The organism is Candidatus Sulfotelmatobacter sp. (assembly GCA_035498555.1).
Classification (GTDB): Bacteria; Eisenbacteria; RBG-16-71-46; order RBG-16-71-46; family RBG-16-71-46; genus DATKAB01.
Genome location: DATKAB010000039.1, coordinates 1 through 15,777 on the forward strand (window position 1 = coordinate 1; position 15,777 = coordinate 15,777).

Here is a 15,777-nt window from a genome sequence, read left to right on the forward strand (position 1 = left end):
TTGGACTCGAGCATGACTTCAATCCGATCCTGGCGGGGTTCGCCAGCTACCACACGGATCGGAGCGCACGAGACGTGGGGCAGGAGCCCGGCGCTTCGATCACCAGCTGGAATCTCAACCACGTCACGATCGGCGCCACGCTGCATGCGTGGCGATCGGACTTCGCCTTCGGCCTCACTACCGCGTTCGGAAGTCAGGCGGCGCCCGCGCTGCCCGCGCGCCCGGACGGCAAACCCACTCCGACCGGGGCGCAGGTGCATGAGCTGATCACCACCGCCTCGCTGGGCTGGAAGATCACTTTCTAGCTACTTGATCGCTCCGGCCAGCTTGGTGCCGAGATCGGGGCCCGCCGCTTTCGACACGAAGTCCGTCAATCCCGAAGACACCGACTTCACCTGATCGCCGGTCAATCCCATCTTCGAGAACGCGCTCGACAATCCGGCGAGATCCGTGAACTTCGAGATGCCGCCGAGCGACTTGGCCTCGGAGATCAGCGAGCTGGCGCCGGGAATCGCGCCCGCGACCTTCGACCAGTCGGCGCCGGCCAGATTCTTCTGCGCGAGGCCGAGCAGAGCGCCGGCGCCGCCGATCGCCTGAGTGGCGCTGAGCCCGAGACTGCTGGTGAGGCTCGAGATCAGCGGATTGCTGGCCAGTGAGGTCACCGACGACATGGCGGAGGAGGTCGAGTTCTTGGTGCAGCCGGTGGAGACCAGCATCGCGAGCATCGAGAGGGTGACGACCGTGCGTTTCATGGCGCGACTCCTGGATGGACCCTTCCGTGGTGCCGAGCGACATGCGGCGCGCCTCGTCGTGAGTCGCGCGCGAGCTTCGCGGGTCGCGGAGGCTAGCACAGGCGTCCGGGGGGTGGCGGCGCGATCGCGCCCGGGACCGGGGCGTCCAGTCGCTATGTTACTTTCCGCCGGACTCCGAAGTCCGGATCGCCGCGAGGCTCGCGGCCCGTCTCCGAGGTACGCTTGCGCCGTCCGACTCCACGGTTCGCGCTGATCCTGCTGGCATCGCTCGCCTGGACGAGCGCAGGCGGGGCATTCGTTGCGAATTCCGCCCCAGCTTCGCCCTCCACGGCAAGACCGGCGACTTCGCGGCCCGCGGCCAAACCGAAGCGCGATCCCAACGCGGCCAGGATCTCGGCGCTGCAGGACACGATCTCGGCGCAGCAGCGGCGCCTCGATCAGGCCCAGGCCCGGCTCGACGAGCAGTCACGGGTCATCGATCGGCAGAACGCCGGCGTGGACTCACTGCGGCAGGACATCGCGGCGACTCAGCAGTCGATCCACGACCTTCAGCAGCAGATCGATTTCTTCCGCGCGCAGATGCCGGATTCCGCCTATCGAGCGGCGCTCGAGAAGCGCCTCAAGGAAGTCGAGACCGAGGCCGCCCAGCCGCCCGAGCTGCCGCCCGACACGATTTCCGCCGATTTTCCGGGCGGGATCCGGATTCCGGGCTCGGACGCCGCGATCAAGTTCGGCGGCCGCGTACGTGCTTCGTACGTGCTGACCCTCAATCCGCTCGGCACCGACGATCGGTTCCTGACCAACTCGATCCCGGTCGCCGTGACCCAGGTCGCCGGTGAAGCGCGCCGCGTCAATTTCTCCGCGCGCACCAGCCGGCTCAATTTCGAATTTCGCACCCCGGGTGGCGCGGGCCAGGTGCGCAGCTTCATTGAGGGCGACTTCGCCGGCACCGCCGGGACGTCGAACGCATTTCGCCTTCGCCATGCCTACGCCCAGTATCAGGGCGTCATCGTCGGCCAGACCTGGTCCACGTTCTCCGATCCCGAGACTCAGCCGCAGGATCTCGACTTCGAGGGTTTGAGCAGCGAAAACGTGATTCGCCAGCCGCAGGTGCGGTACTGGCTCCGCAATTCGAAGGGCACGCGCTGGGCGTTCGCCGCAGAGACGCCGCTGGTCTCGGCTTCGGGCGGGCAGGGCGTCAACCTGGTCCCCGACCTGGTGGTGCGCGGCGTCCGTTCCGACTCGAAGGGCGGACACCTTCAGCTCGCGGCGGTGCTGCGCCAGCTCCGTGTCCAGCCCGACAGCTTTCCCGGCAAAGTGGTCAGCGATCAGGGCTGGGGCGCCAGCGTGAGCGGCGTCGTCATGATTCCCAAGCACGGGCCCAAGGATCGTCTGGTGTTCCAGGCCAACGGCGGAAGGGGAATCGCACGCTACGTCAATGACCTGAACTCGCTGGGCGGATCCGATGCGGTGGTCAATCCCTCCACCGGCGAGCTGAAACCGCTGCCGGTGTTCGGCTGGTACGTGGACTACGAGCACGAGTGGAACAACTGGCAGGACTTGTCGCGGCTCAGGTTCCGCTCGTGCCTGCTGTGGAGCGTGGTCGGCGTCGACAATCTGGACTTCCAGCCGCCCAGCGCCTATCGCTCCACCGACCGCATCGCCGGCAACGTGATCATCTCGCCCAACTCTCGCATCGACGTCGGACTCGAGTACCTCTACGGCACGCGCGAGAACAAGGATGGCCAGCGTGCGTCCGCGAATCAGGTCCAGATTGTCTCGATCATCAACTTCTAGCGCGGCCGCCCGGAGGCGAGGCGTGCTGGCCCTGATCGCGTTGGCTGCGGCGCCGCGCGTCGGCATGGCCCAGGATGCGCCACCCTTGCCCGCGGATTCCCTGGCCTCCCAATACCAGGCCGGAGAGCCGCCGATGAGCCAGCTCCGCGACATCGGCGACGTGCTCTCCGACCTGCTCGGACATACCCGGATCAAAACCGAAGCGGAGCTGCAACCCCGTCCCGGCCTGTCGGTGGTGGCACTGCCCTCGATCGGCTACAACCCGGCCTACGGCGTCTACGCCGGCGTCGGCGCGAGCGCCGGTGGCTGGTTCGGCGACCCCAGGATCACGAAGGTTTCGGTATTCGCGCTCAACGCGACTTACTCGACCCAGCACCAGCTCAACATCCAGCTCAAGTCCGACGCCTGGGTGCCCGGCAACCGCTGGAACTTCAAGGGTGACTTCCGATATCTCGACACCTCGCAGCCCACCTACGGACTCGGACCCACCGACGCCCAGATCGGAAAGTTCCCGATGGACTTCAAGATGTGGCGATTCTACGAAACCATCTACCGCCAGACGTCGGGTCACCTCTACGTCGGGCTGGGCTACCACTACAACGAGCACTTCGACGTCACGGACACGCGCGCCGACGCCGGCGAGACCACCCCCTTCCTGATCTACAGTCGCGGCTACCCGAAAATCACCCTGTCCTCGGGATTCTCGGGCAACGTGCTGATCGACAGCCGAGACAGTCCGATCTTCACGCGCCGGGGCCTCTACTGGAACGCCAGTCTTCGTTTCTACTCCAAGGGTCTGGGCAGCGATGACGACTGGCAGGAGCTGATCAGCGATTTTCGCGCCTATCCGATCCTGCCGAAGGGCAGCCGCAGCGTGCTGGCGCTATGGAGCTCGCTGTGGATGACGTTCGGCCACGCTCCCTATCTCGATCTGCCCGCGATCGGCTGGGACACCTACGGGAAGAGCGGGCGTGGCTACGTGCAGGGACGCCTGCGCGCCCCGAATCAGATCTATCAGGAGGTCGAGTACCGCTATCTGTTCACCAAGGACGAGCTGTTCGGCGGCGTGGTCTTCGTGAACGCCACCGGCAGCACTCTGCCGGCCGGCAATTTCGGGCCGCTGGATCCTGGAATCGGCCTGGGTCTGCGCATCAAGTTCATCAAGCGCACCCGCACCAATCTCACGCTCGACTACGGCTGGGGAAACGAGGATTCGAACGGGTTGTATCTCGGCACGCAGGAGGTGTTCTGAGCGCGCGCCGCTTCTACCATCGAATGCCGGCCATCACCGGTACGATCTGCATGTTGACGGCATCCATGAACGCCATGTGATAGCGGGCCTCGAGGAACAGCGACGCGCCATTCTCGATCTCGAAGTCGATGCCTCCGCCCACGTTGAATCCGAACCCGGAGCTCGCCCGCTGGCCCACCACCGCCTGTCCCGGGCCCCAGCCCCCGTCGATCCAGCCCCACCAGGGGTCCCAGATCGGCGGGTAGTAGACCAGCGCATTCGCGGTCAGGATCAGATTGCGCTTGTAGTAGCCGCCGCCGGCGGTGATCCAGGGCACGACGTCGGTGTCCTCGCGAAACCGCAGCACGCCGTTCAGCGTGACCGACCAGAGGCTGGCGTGGGCGTTCTGGATCTGCGTGGAGTCCTGGGTTTCGTCGGCCGCGCGCTGAATCACCGCGTCGTCGACCGCCAGCCAGTTGTGCGTGTACTCCACCTGGAGCGCGAATCTCCGGTTGAGATTCCGGCCACCGCCGAAGTAGAACGATCCGCTCGAGTTCAGGTAGGGATTGATCTCTCCGACCGGGGCGTTCATTCCGCCGCCGAGAACGAATGTGCCCTTGTGCTGGTACATGTTCTGCGCCGAGGCGAGGGCGGGCGCGAGCGCGGAAACGAGCAACAGGCCAGCCGGAACGAGCATTGAGCGAAGACCGATCGTGGCGCGCATGACCCTCCTCCCACTTCCCCCGGCCGGGACGGACTCGAAACTCCAGGCACCGCGCGAATCCGCGCGGCGGGCGTGACGACGCGTGATTTAAGACGCAGGCTCGTGCCTCGTCAAGAGCTGCGCCGCGCGAGACCTGTCGCCTCGCGGAAGCTCGCGTGCAGGACAGCGCCCATCCGGCTATGCTGCCCGGTCTCGGAAGCCGAACACGTCGCTGACACGAGGCGCTTCGCAATGGCTCGCGAGTTCAGGCCGTCGCGCATGCTGGAATGGACCGCGCTCGCGGCGCTGCTCGCGCTCCCGGCGCGGGGTTTCGCGACTTCGGCCCGGGCCGAGGCCGCGACCTCGCCGCCCGCCCCCGCGGCTCCCGCCGGCCGCGACGCCGACTTCGGCATCGCCGAGGTTCGAGTGGATGGCCGCGTGCTGTTCAGGGTGCACGGTGCGGCCACCACCACCGCCGAAGACCGCGCACGCAACATCTCGGATCGCATCAGCAGCGCGGCCGCCGACACCTCGGTCTCGCCCGATAGCTTGACCATCGTCGAGAATCCCTCGGGCAGCCAGATCGTGGTCGAGGAGCGCCCGCTGGTGACGATCACCGAGGCCGATGCGCGGCTCGAGCGACTGACGTCGCCTCAGCTCGCCAGGCAGTGTCTGACGCGCATCCGCGCCGCGATCCAGAGTTACCGGGAGGAGCGAACCCCGCAAAGCCTGCTCAAGGCCACGATCAGCGCAATCGTGATCAGCGCGCTGCTCGTCGTGATCCTGGCGGTCCTGCTGTGGGCGCGCCGGCGCGTGACGCGGCTGCTGCAGGGCCTGTTCCAGAGACGCGTCTCCACGTTGCGGCGCACGGACGTCCAGCTCGAGCAGACGCGCCGCGTATGGACCGCGGTGGACAACCTGATGAGCGTGGCGGAATGGCTGGTGGGTTCGCTGCTGGTGGTGGTCTACCTGGAACGGGTGCTCGGCCTCTTCCCCTGGACGCGAGAGGCCGCCAACAATCTGCTCGGCTACATCATGACGCCGCTCCGCACGCTCGGCGCGGGGCTGGTCGCGTCGCTCCCGGACTTCATGTTCCTGCTGGTGCTCGCCTTGATCACCCGGGTGCTGCTGCGCCTGCTGGCGTTTCTGGCGGAGGCGATCCAGCGCGAGGCCATCACCTTCAAGGGTTTCGATCCCGATTGGGCCTGGCCAACCTATCGCATCGCTCGAACCGTCGTGCTGCTGTTCGCGGTGGTGGTGGCCTACCCGTTCATCCCCGGTTCGAACACCGAGGCCTTCAAGGGCGTCTCGATCTTCGTCGGGGTGCTGGTCTCACTCGGCTCGACTTCGGTGATCGGTAATCTTCTCTCCGGTTACACCATGATCTACCGGCGTGCGTTTCGGGTGGGTGACCGCGTATTGATCGACAACCAGTTCGGAGAAGTCGTGGAGATCCGGGTGACGGTGACTCACCTGCGCTCTCCCAAGAACGAGGAGATCATCCTTCCCAATTCGCTGATCATGAACAGCAAGGTGATCAACTACAGCGCGCTGGCGCGGAAGCAGGGCCTGATCCTGCACACCAACGTGGGAATCGGCTACGAGACCCCGTGGCGCCAGGTCGAGGCCATGCTCAAATTGGCGGCCGATCGCACTCAGGGAGTGGCGAAGGATCCGCCGCCCTTCGTGCTTCAGCGCGAGCTTGGCGATTTCGCAATCAATTACGAGCTGAACGCCTACACCTCCGACGCCACCCGGATCCTCGCGATGTACGCCGAGATGCATCGCAACATCCTCGACATCTTCAACGAGCACAACGTCCAGATCATGACGCCGGCCTACGTCGCGGACCCGCAGTCCGCTAAAGTCGTGCCGAAGTCCAGGTGGTTCGCGTCGCCGGCGCCCGCCGCCCCGCCGCCGCAACCCTAGTCGCCGATTCGACCCTGCGCCGTCAGAGGAGCTCCGCCCACTGAAGTTCCTATCGCGCATCCCGATCGCGGTGTTCATCGCCGTCACGGCGGTTGTGGTGCTCTACCTCGGCTTCGGCTTCTGGGTCGCGCCCGGCCTGGTGCGTGGCGCGATCCTGCGGGGCGCCTCCGAGAGGCTGACGCGCGCGCCCGAGCTGAAACGCGTGCGTGTCAACCCGCTCAACCTCTCGATGCACGTCGAGGGATTCTCGCTCGAGCGCGCCGACGGGCAGCGCGTCCTCGGCTTCGAGGACTTCTACGTTCGCTTCGATCCGCTCGGGTCCCTGATCGATCGCGGTCTGACGCTGGCGCGGCTCCGACTCGATCGACCGTTGCTCGCGGTCGAGATGCGTCCCGGCGGCGCGTTGGACGTGGCGGAGCTGATCCGCCCCGACAGCACCAAAGTGGACACCACGGTTCAGCCGCCTCCCCTGCACGTGAAGCAACTGCTGATCACCGACGGGGCGATCTCGTTTGCCGATCCCTCGCGCACCCCGCCGTTGCAGATGGGCGCGAAGCCGGTGGATCTCACCCTCATGGATCTGCGCACCCGGCGCGGGGCGCGAAACGAATTCTCGCTGCGCGCCGCCACCGTCCGGGGCGAGAGCCTGCACTGGGAGGCGAAGTTCGTGCTCGCTCCCTTTCATTCAGAGGGTTTGCTCGAGCTCAAGAACGTGAAGGCCAAGACGCTCACCAGCCTGGCCGGCACGGCGATCCCGTTTTCCATGCCGTCGGGCGACGCTGATTTCGCGACGCGCTATCACGTCGACGCGCGCGACCATCCGATGTCGGTCGGGCTGGAAGACCTGCGGGCCGAGCTGCGCGACTGGACCCTCGCCAATCGCGCCGCCGACACCACCTTCATCGTGCTCCAGCGAGCCCGGCTGCTGGGCGGCAGCGTGGACGTCAACCACTCGCGAGTCACGCTCGATTCGATCGCGGTCGACGGCGGTCACGTCTCATTGTGGATGGAGCGCAACCATCACCTGAATCTCGAGGCCTGGGCGACGGCGCCCGACACCACGGTGCCGCCATGGATCACGCATGTTCAGGGCATCGGAGCGCACGGATTGCAGGTGAGCTTCGAGGATCGCCAGGTCGGTCCGCCTGCGACCTTCGAACTGAACGACGTCGAGGCGGCGCTCGCCGATCTGAGCACTGAACCCCACGCCGTCGGCCGACTGACGAGCGCCCGCGCGAAAATCTTCGACAGCGGGGACTGCAGCGCCAGCGGTGCGATTGGCCTCACCGGCCCTTCCGCCGACCTGCAGGTCGAGGTGAAGCGATTCCCGCTGCGCTCCACCCAGCCCTACATGAATCACCTGAACCGCGTCGTGATCCTGGGCGGAGACGCGAACGGCAAGGGCCGGCTCCGATTCAATACCTTCGGCCCGAAGGGACCGCTGCTGCGCTACGAAGGCAGCGCCAGCGTCGACGGCTTCAAGAGCGTGGACCGGAAACTTCGCCAGGAACTGCTCAGCTGGCGATCGCTCAGACTCAACGCGCTCAGGTACGACGTGATGCCCTCGGCGATCGAGACCAGGCAGGTCGACGTCGAGGGCGGATTCATCCGCGTGGTGGTCGGCCCCGATCGGATCCCAAACCTGGCCACCGTGGCTCTGCCGCCGGATTCGGCGGCCGGCTACTCGTCGTTCAGCACCGACTCGACCGACACCCTGCGCGCGAAGATCGATCTCGTGAACATCAAGGACGGCTCGGCCTACTTCTCCGACCTCTCGTTGCGCCCGGCCTTCACCACCGGGATCGAGGCGCTGAACGGCTCGATCAAGGGCCTGTCCTCGTTCCAGGAATCCGGCGGCGAGATCGCGCTCGACGGCCAGGTGGATCGCTACGCGCCGGTCCGGGTGGAGGGCGCCTTCAATCCGCTCTCGAAGGGCGGACACACCGACATGAGTCTGTCCTTCAAGCACATTGAGCTCACCACCTTCACGCCCTACTCGGGAAAGTTCATGGGCTACCGCATCGAACGCGGCAAGCTCTCGCTCGATCTCCATTACGTGGTCGACGGCCGGCAGCTGCAGGGCTCGAACAAGATCCTGATGGAGCAGCTCACCCTGGGCGACAAGGTCGACAGCCCCGAGGCCACTCATCTGCCGGTGCGTTTCGCGATCGCGCTGCTCAAGGACAAGGACGGCAATATCGACCTCGATCTGCCGGTGAAGGGCAGTCTCGACGATCCCAAGTTCAGCATTGGACGCGTGATCCTCAAGGTGCTGACCAACCTGGTGACCAAGGCGGTCACCTCGCCGTTCAAGGCGCTGGGCGCGTTGTTTGGTGGCTCGGAGGAGCAACTCGACGTGATCGAGTTCGCGGCCGGCAGCAGCGTGGTGGACAGCTCCCAAGTCACGCGACTCGATCAGCTCGGGAAGGCGCTCACCGAGCGGCCGGGGCTCCGCCTCGACATTCCCGCCGGCTACGACGCGCTGGCCGATTCGGTGGCGCTGGTGACGGCTGCATACGAACAGAGACTGCGCGATGCCATGCAGGCCGAGGCCGCGCGGCGAGGCGGCCCGTCCTCCGGCGGAGCCGACCCGCGATCGCGTGCGGTGGAGAAGCTCTACGTCGCCCAGTTCGGCTCGGCGCCGCCACCCGTGACCCACACCGGGCCCAAACTCAAGAAGGGCGAGGTGGACACGCTGCTGGTCGCTGCCCAACAGGCGCGGATCACCGACATGGAGCAGCGACTCAAGGCCGCGCTGCGGCTCGATCCCGGCGATCTCACACGCCTCGGTCAGGCGCGCGCGCTCGCGCTCAAGGATCAGCTGGTGGCGAACGGCGTCGACGCCGGGCAGGTGTTCGTGGTGGACGCCGGCGAACCGGAGCACATCGCCGGCCCGACCGTGAGGCTCAAGCTGGCGCTCGATAGCCGCTAGCGTTAGCTTTCGCTCGCGTTCACCCACCCCACGACCTGAGGTCATGGCCATGAGTGCCCCTTCCCGCTTCAGCGTTCATTCGCTCGCGATCGGCTCGATCCTGGTGTTGCTGCCCTCCTGCGCGACCGTGCCGGTCACCGGCCGGCACCAGCTCAATTTGATACCCCAATCCGAGATGCTCTCGATGAGCGAGTCGCAGTACTCCGACTTCCTCAAGACCAACCAGGAGAGCGACGATGCCGAGGGCAAGGCGCTGGTGGTCAAGGTCGGCACCAACATCCAGCACGCCGTCGAGCGCTACATGGACTCGAAAGGACTGGGCGACAAGATCAAGGGATTCCATTGGGAATTCCATCTGGTCGAGAGCAACGAAGTAAACGCCTGGTGCATGCCGGGCGGAAAAGTCGTCGTGTACACCGGCATCCTTCCCGTCACCAAGACCGAAGCCGGGCTGGCGGTGGTGCTCGGACACGAGATCGGGCACGCCATCGCCCAGCACGGCAACGAGCGCATGAGCCAGAGTCTGATGGCGCAAATGGGCGGCGTGGCGCTCGGCGCGGCACTGCAAAGTCATCCCCAGCAGACCCAGCAACTGTGGATGACGGCGTTCGGCGCCGGCGCGCAGTACGGCGCGCTGCTCCCCTTCAACCGCACCCAGGAGAGCGAAGCCGACCACATCGGCCTCGTTCTGATGGCGATGGCCGGCTACGACCCGAATGAAGCCGTGACTTTCTGGCAGCGCATGGCGACGGCCGGCGGCGGGAAGCCGCCCGAGCTGCTGAGCACGCACCCCTCGGATCAGCGGCGCATCGACGACATCAAGAAGGAGCTGCCCGAAGCGATGACCTACTACAGGAAGCCCTAGCGTCTCGCTCGGATCAGGGGAGCCGCCCTTCCAGGATCGTCGCCAGCTTCCCGACGTCGATGTTGCCGCCGGAGACAACGCACACCGTCGGGCCGCCCGACCGCGCGATCGAATCGCCCCCGAGTCCGGTTGCCGGGCGGCCGGAGAGCGCCGCGGCCACTCCGGCGGCCCCCGCGCCCTCCGCCACCACGCGCACCCGGGCGACGAGCAGCCGAATCGCGGCCGCGATCTCTTCGAGCGAGACCAACAGCGCTCCGGCCAGCAGCGTGGAGGCGAGCGGCCACATTTCCTCCAGCAGACTCCGGCCGCCGATGCCATCCACGAAGCTCGCGCGGTAATCGATGGTCCGGGGCTCGCGAGCGCGGAACGAGGCGGAGAGCGGAGCCGCGGTCTCGACCTCGCAGCCGAACACTTGGGCGCTCGACCCCGCGGCGCGCAGCGCGGCAGCGACGCCGCACGACAGCCCGCCGCCGCCGTAGGGCACCAGCACGTTGGCGAGGCCCGGAAGATCCTCGAGCAGCTCGAGCCCGAGCGTGCCGTTGCCGGCAATCACGTCGGGGTCGCTCACCGGGTGGACGAAATGTCCCTCCAGCCCTTCGTAGCGGCGCTCCACCATCACCTGCCACCAGCGCGCGAAGGGCACCGGCACGATCCGAGCGCCGAGCCGTTCGACCGCCTCGAGCTTGGCGCGCGGAGCGTGGTCGGGCACCACCACCGTGCACGGCACCCCCATCGCCCGCGCGCACCATGCCACGCCCTGCGCCATGTTGCCGGCGCTGGCCGTGTACACGCCGCGCGCCAGCGACTCGGCAGCAACGCGGCCCAGCGCGTTCGCGGCGCCACGAAGCTTGAACGAGCCGATCGGCTGGAGCGTCTCGAGCTTGAGCCACAGCTCGGGCTCGCCCGGCAGCGGTGGCAGGCGCAGCAGCGGCGTGCGCACGATATGGCCGGAGACGCGGTCGCGGGCCGCGCGCAGCTCGTCGAGCGTCGGCGGCGAGAGTTTCAGCTCGGCGGCCCGCCCCATTCGAGCCAGGTGCCGGCGCCGGTGGCGCGCGCTCGCTCGAGCAGAAGGTGCGCCGAGGCCAGATCCTCGACCGCGATGCCGAGCGATTCGAAGACCGTGATGTCCTCGGATGAGCGCCGCCCTTCCAGTCGGCCGAGAAAGATGTCGCCCAGCTCGCCCAGCAGGTGGGCGTCGGTGATCGCCCCCTCCTGCCGCGCGATCAGGAAATCGCCGGCCTCGTTCAGGCACGATTCGCGGCGATCGGTGAAGAAACGCGAGCGACGGACCGCTTCGGCGTCGAGCTCGCGCGTTCCGGCGAAGCACGCGCCGACCGCGTTGACGTGGGCGCCGGGAGCGATCCACCGACCTTCCAGGATCGGCAGCTTCGCGGCGGTGGTGGTGCAGATCAGATCCGCACCGCGCACCGCATCCTCCGCGCTGGCGGCGAGTTCGACCGGCACGCCGCCCGGCAGCGTGCCGCCCTCGCGGGCCGCGAAGCTCTCGGCGTGGGCGCGCGTTCGACTCCACACGCGGACCCGGCGCAGCCGCCGCACCGCGGCCATCGCGGCCAGATGCGTGTGCGCCTGAACCCCCGAGCCGAGCATGGCGAGATCCCCGGCGTCGGCGCGCGCGAGGGCCTGGGTCGCGGCGCCCGACACCGCCGCGGTGCGAATCGCGGTGATCGCGGTCGCGTCGAGAATCGCGAGCGGCTCGCCGTGCTTCACCCCGAACAGCATCACCACGCCCTGGTGCGAATCGTAGGCCGTGCCGTGGTTGCCCGGCATCACCGAGACCACCTTGAGCCCGAAGCTCTCGGGCTTGCCGAGGTATCCGGGCATCAGGCCGAGGATTCCCGAGCCATCCGGCAGGCGCACCATGTTGCGGAGCGGCAAGACCGCGTCGCCGCGCGCGAGCGTCGAGAGCGTCTCGCGCATCAGCGGCACGCAGGCCGTCATCGGCAGGAGCTGGTGGACGCCCGCCTCGTTGAGGAACAGCACCTTCACGCGCCGACCCCCGCTTCCGCGAACACCTCTCCCAGGCGCGCCGGGTCCATGTTGCCGCCCGAAACGATGCTCACCACTCGATCGCCCGGGGCATGGGCGATCCTTCCCGCCAGCAGCGCGGCGGTGGCGGCGGCGCCCGAACCCTCGACGTAGAGCTTGGCGCGCATCACCAGCTCGCGCAGGGCGGCGAGAATCTCGGCTTCGGTGACCGTGACGATTCCATCGAGCAGCTGGCGCGCGACCTCGAGCGGAAGGTTCCCGACGAACGGCGGCGTCAGCCCGTCGGCCAGCGTCCTCGGGCGCTTCACGGGCACCGGCTTGCCCGCCGCAAGCGCGGGGGACATGCCGGGGCCCTCGGCCAGCTCGACGCCGATCACGCGGCAGCTCGGCTTCAGCGCCTTCACGGCGCACGTCACGCCCGCCATTAGTCCGCCGCCGCCAATCGGAACCACCACCAGCTCGACATCGGGAAGCTGCTCTACGATTTCGAGTCCCACCGTGCCGGCCCCGGCGAGTCCCACCGGATCGTCGAACGGGTGGACGAAGTGGGCGCCGGTCTTGGCCTCCTCCTCGCGCAGGCGCTCGAACAGCGTGGCGCGATCCTCATGCGCGACGATGGTGGCGCCGTACCCGCGCACCGCGTCGAGCTTGGCGCGCGGGGCGTCGGCCGGCATGACCACGACGCAGGGAACCTCGACGACACCCGCCGCCCAGGCCACCGCCTGGGCATGATTGCCGGCAGACACCGTGATCAATCCGCGCGCGCGGCGCTCCTCGGGCAACGACAGCACGATGTTGAGCGCACCGCGCGGCTTGAACGAGCCGGTCTTCTGAAAGCTTTCGCACTTGAAGGAGAGCGTGGTCCCGGTGCGCGCGCCGAGGGCGCGGGAGGAGAAGAGCGGCGTGCGGTGGAGATAGGGTCCGATCCGGTCCGAGGCCGCACGGATCGAGTCGAGCGCGATGGTCATGCCGCGCCCGCCTCGGCCGGCACGAGCAGCAGCTTTCCGGTCGTCGCGCGCGACTCCAGCGCGCGATGGGCGTCGTCGGCCTGAGCGAGCGGGAACTCGCGCCAGATTCGGTCACGAAGCCCTCCGTCCCGCACCCAGCCCAGCACCTCTCCGGCCCGCTCGAGGAGTTCCGCGCGCGTCGCGGTGTAGTTCTGCAGCTTGGGTCGCGTCAGGAACAGCGAGCCGCGCGCGTTCAGGATCTGGGGATCGAACGGCGGCACCGGGCCGCTCGACTGCCCGAACAACACCATCATTCCCCGCGGCGCGAGGCACGCCAGGCTGTCGTCGAACGTGGTGCGACCAACAGAGTCGTAGACCACCCGCACGCCGGCGCCATGGGTCACCCGCTTCACCTCGGCGACGAAGTTGCGTTCGGAATAGAGAACGACCTCGTCCGCACCCGCTTCGCGCGCCAGCTTCTCCTTGGCGGCATTCGACACCGTGCCGATCACGCGTGCGCCGCGCAGTTTGGCGATCTGGACCAGGAGCAGTCCCACGCCTCCAGCGGCCGCGTGGACCAGGCAGGTGTCGCCCTCGCGTAGCGGGCAGGTCGAGGTGGCGAGATAGTGCGCGGTCATGCCCTGCAGCATCACCGCCGCCGACCGTTTCGCGTCGAGTCCGGGCGGGATCGCCACCGCCCGGTCGGCCGCCACCAGAGCACGCTCGGCATAGGAACCCTGTGCATCCACGGTGGCGACCGCGTCGCCCACCCGCCAGTCGCGGACGCCTTCGCCGACCGCGAGCACGGTGCCCGCGGCCTCGGCGCCCGGCGTCGCCGGCAGCGGCATCTTGTAGAGCCCGGTGCGCTGATAGACCTCGATGAAATTGACGCCGGCCGCTTCGACCCGCAGCAACAGCTGGCCCGCTCCGGGAGTGGGATCGGGCACGTCTTCGTATCTCAAGTGTTCGGGGCCGCCCGCTGAATGCACCCGGATCGCTTTCACTTCGACTCCTCGCGAGAAACCTCGATGCGCTGCCCGCACCGCCAGCATCCGGCCGGCGCATCCTACACCACGTGCTTCCCCAAACCGTTCCGGCCCACTATCCTGCCGCCCCAACGATGCTCAACTGGATCTGGCCCGCCTTCTTTCTGATCGCATTCCTGGCCGCCCTCATTCAGGCGGTGTTCTTCCATCGGCCCGACGTCTTCCACGACGTCGTCGCGTCACTGTTCGATTCGGCGAAGACCGGCTTCGAGATTTCGATCGGGCTCACCGGCGTCATGAGCCTGTGGCTCGGCGTCATGAAGATCGGCGAACGGGGCGGCGTGATCGAGAGCATCGCGCGCCTGGTCTCGCCGCTGTTCCGCCGTCTGCTTCCCGGCATCCCCGAGGGCCATCCCGCGGCCGGCGCCATCGTGATGAATCTCTCCGCCAACGTGCTCGGGCTCGACAACGCCGCCACGCCTCTCGGTCTCAAGGCCATGAAGGAGCTGCAGTCGCTCAACCCCGAGCCCGACCGCGCCACCGACGAGATGATCATGTTCATGGTCATCAACGCCTCGTCGCTCACGCTGTTGCCAGTCTCGATCTTCACCTTCCGCGCTCAACTCGGCGCCAAGGATCCCACCGACGTCTTCGTGCCCATTCTGATCGCCACCTACTGCAGCGTGATGTGCGGCATCCTGCTCACGGCGCTGGTCCAGCGCCTGAATCTCTGGAACCGCGTGGTGATCGGCTGGTTCGCGACACTCACGGCGGTGGTCGGCGGCGCGGTCTGGTACTTCTCGCGGCTGGATGCCGACTCGCTGAGCCGACAGTCCGGACTGATCGCCAACGTGCTGCTGCTCGGGGTGATCGTGCTCTTCCTCTCGGCCGGCGCCCGGGCCAGGGTACCGCTCTACGAGACCTTCATCGAAGGCGCGAAGGAAGGCTTCGGCGTGGCGGTGGGCATCATTCCCTATCTGGTCGCGATTCTGACCGGCGTGGGCGCACTGCGTGCCAGCGGCGCGCTCGACGCACTGCTGGGCGCGATCCGGCACGGCGTATCGCTACTCTCACTCGACACGCGCTGGGTGGACGCCATGCCGACCGCGCTCATCAAGCCGTTCTCGGGCGGCGGCGCCCGCGGCATGATGGTGGATGCCATGAAGCACTTCGGCGCCGATTCGTTCGTCGGGCGCCTGGTGTGCGTGATCCAGGGCAGCACCGAAACCACGTTTTACGTGCTGGCGGTCTATTTCGGGTCGGTGGGGGTCAAGAAGACGCGCTACGCGCTGCCGTGCGCGCTGGCCGCCGAGACCACCGGCGTGATCGCGGCCATCTTCGTCAGCTACTTCTTCTTCGCGTAGGTTGTGTGGCGAAGAATGTTGACGGCCGGATCGGGAGTGTGCCGATCCGGCCAGTTCGTTTCGGCTAGACCGCCAACTTGAGCGAGTGCTGGCGGGGATTGAGGATCGGGCTGGTGGGCACCACTCTTCGGTAGTACTCCTGCCAGGGCTGGGGCAGCCCCACTCGCTGCGGGAACAGCCTCCACTTCAGGATCTCGCCGACACTCAGGGGCCGATCCCTCAGCCCGAGCCGCATGGCCGGAGTCCCACCGTCGTGGTTCTCGG

The 15,777-nt window shown here is 67.5% G+C and carries 14 protein-coding genes; 7 read left to right on the top strand and 7 right to left on the bottom strand.

The window, feature by feature from the left end:
• On the top strand, nucleotides 1-305 hold a 305-nt coding region (locus VMJ70_03355; protein ID HTO90148.1), incomplete at its 5' end, for a hypothetical protein.
• On the opposite strand, the gene VMJ70_03360 is transcribed toward VMJ70_03355, so the two are convergent.
• On the bottom strand, nucleotides 306-752 hold the full coding sequence (locus VMJ70_03360; protein HTO90149.1) for a DUF2780 domain-containing protein: 447 nt from the start codon (nucleotides 750-752) through the stop codon (nucleotides 306-308).
• A gap of 222 nt (nucleotides 753-974) precedes the next feature.
• Here VMJ70_03360 and VMJ70_03365 point away from each other — a divergent pair, with 222 nt between their 5' ends.
• Together VMJ70_03365 and VMJ70_03370 are read left to right on the top strand one after the other, a co-directional pair.
• Complete coding sequence (locus tag VMJ70_03365) at nucleotides 975-2,549, top strand: DcaP family trimeric outer membrane transporter (GenBank protein ID HTO90150.1); 1,575 nt, start codon at nucleotides 975-977, stop codon at nucleotides 2,547-2,549.
• Between the two features lie 22 nt (nucleotides 2,550-2,571).
• On the top strand, nucleotides 2,572-3,801 hold the full coding sequence (locus tag VMJ70_03370; protein ID HTO90151.1) for a hypothetical protein: 1,230 nt from the start codon (nucleotides 2,572-2,574) through the stop codon (nucleotides 3,799-3,801).
• A gap of 13 nt (nucleotides 3,802-3,814) precedes the next feature.
• On the opposite strand, the gene VMJ70_03375 is transcribed toward VMJ70_03370, so the two are convergent.
• Nucleotides 3,815-4,504: an outer membrane beta-barrel protein gene (locus VMJ70_03375; GenBank protein HTO90152.1), complete on the bottom strand. Its 690-nt coding sequence runs from the start codon at nucleotides 4,502-4,504 to the stop codon at nucleotides 3,815-3,817.
• Between the two features lie 231 nt (nucleotides 4,505-4,735).
• On the opposite strand from VMJ70_03375, the gene VMJ70_03380 reads away from it, so the two are divergent.
• The 3 genes from VMJ70_03380 (at nucleotide 4,736) to VMJ70_03390 (ending at nucleotide 10,209) form a co-directional block, all read left to right on the top strand.
• A complete protein-coding gene (locus tag VMJ70_03380) occupies nucleotides 4,736-6,412 on the top strand; it encodes a mechanosensitive ion channel family protein (protein ID HTO90153.1) in 1,677 nt (558 codons plus the stop codon).
• Nucleotides 6,413-6,482: 70 nt separating this feature from the next.
• Nucleotides 6,483-9,344 (top strand): DUF748 domain-containing protein, encoded by a 2,862-nt coding sequence (locus VMJ70_03385; protein ID HTO90154.1) that lies wholly within the window; start codon nucleotides 6,483-6,485, stop codon nucleotides 9,342-9,344.
• Between the two features lie 49 nt (nucleotides 9,345-9,393).
• Complete coding sequence (locus tag VMJ70_03390; GenBank protein ID HTO90155.1) at nucleotides 9,394-10,209, top strand: M48 family metallopeptidase; 816 nt, start codon at nucleotides 9,394-9,396, stop codon at nucleotides 10,207-10,209.
• Nucleotides 10,210-10,222: 13 nt separating this feature from the next.
• Here the strand turns inward: VMJ70_03390 and VMJ70_03395 are convergent, their stop codons facing one another.
• The 4 genes from VMJ70_03395 to VMJ70_03410 are packed head-to-tail and all read right to left on the bottom strand — an operon-like array spanning nucleotide 10,223 to nucleotide 14,167.
• Nucleotides 10,223-11,233, bottom strand: coding sequence for a pyridoxal-phosphate dependent enzyme (locus VMJ70_03395; GenBank protein ID HTO90156.1), 1,011 nt, complete (start codon nucleotides 11,231-11,233; stop codon nucleotides 10,223-10,225).
• Entirely contained in the window at nucleotides 11,212-12,216 is a 1,005-nt protein-coding gene (locus VMJ70_03400) for an ornithine cyclodeaminase family protein (protein HTO90157.1), read from the bottom strand. Before VMJ70_03400 ends, VMJ70_03395 begins: the two co-directional genes overlap by 22 nt.
• The gene (locus VMJ70_03405) at nucleotides 12,213-13,184 is read right to left on the bottom strand and encodes a threonine/serine dehydratase (GenBank protein ID HTO90158.1); all 972 of its coding nucleotides are present in this window, start codon (nucleotides 13,182-13,184) and stop codon (nucleotides 12,213-12,215) included. The genes VMJ70_03400 and VMJ70_03405 overlap by 4 nt, the downstream gene beginning before the upstream one ends.
• A complete protein-coding gene (locus tag VMJ70_03410; GenBank protein HTO90159.1) occupies nucleotides 13,181-14,167 on the bottom strand; it encodes a quinone oxidoreductase in 987 nt (328 codons plus the stop codon). Before VMJ70_03410 ends, VMJ70_03405 begins: the two co-directional genes overlap by 4 nt.
• A 116-nt stretch (nucleotides 14,168-14,283) precedes the next feature.
• On the opposite strand from VMJ70_03410, the gene VMJ70_03415 reads away from it, so the two are divergent.
• Nucleotides 14,284-15,513: a nucleoside recognition domain-containing protein gene (locus tag VMJ70_03415; GenBank protein HTO90160.1), complete on the top strand. Its 1,230-nt coding sequence runs from the start codon at nucleotides 14,284-14,286 to the stop codon at nucleotides 15,511-15,513.
• A gap of 64 nt (nucleotides 15,514-15,577) precedes the next feature.
• Here VMJ70_03415 and VMJ70_03420 read toward each other — a convergent pair.
• Nucleotides 15,578-15,777, bottom strand: a 200-nt coding sequence (locus tag VMJ70_03420; GenBank protein HTO90161.1) for a hypothetical protein, incomplete at its 5' end; no start/stop codon positions are given.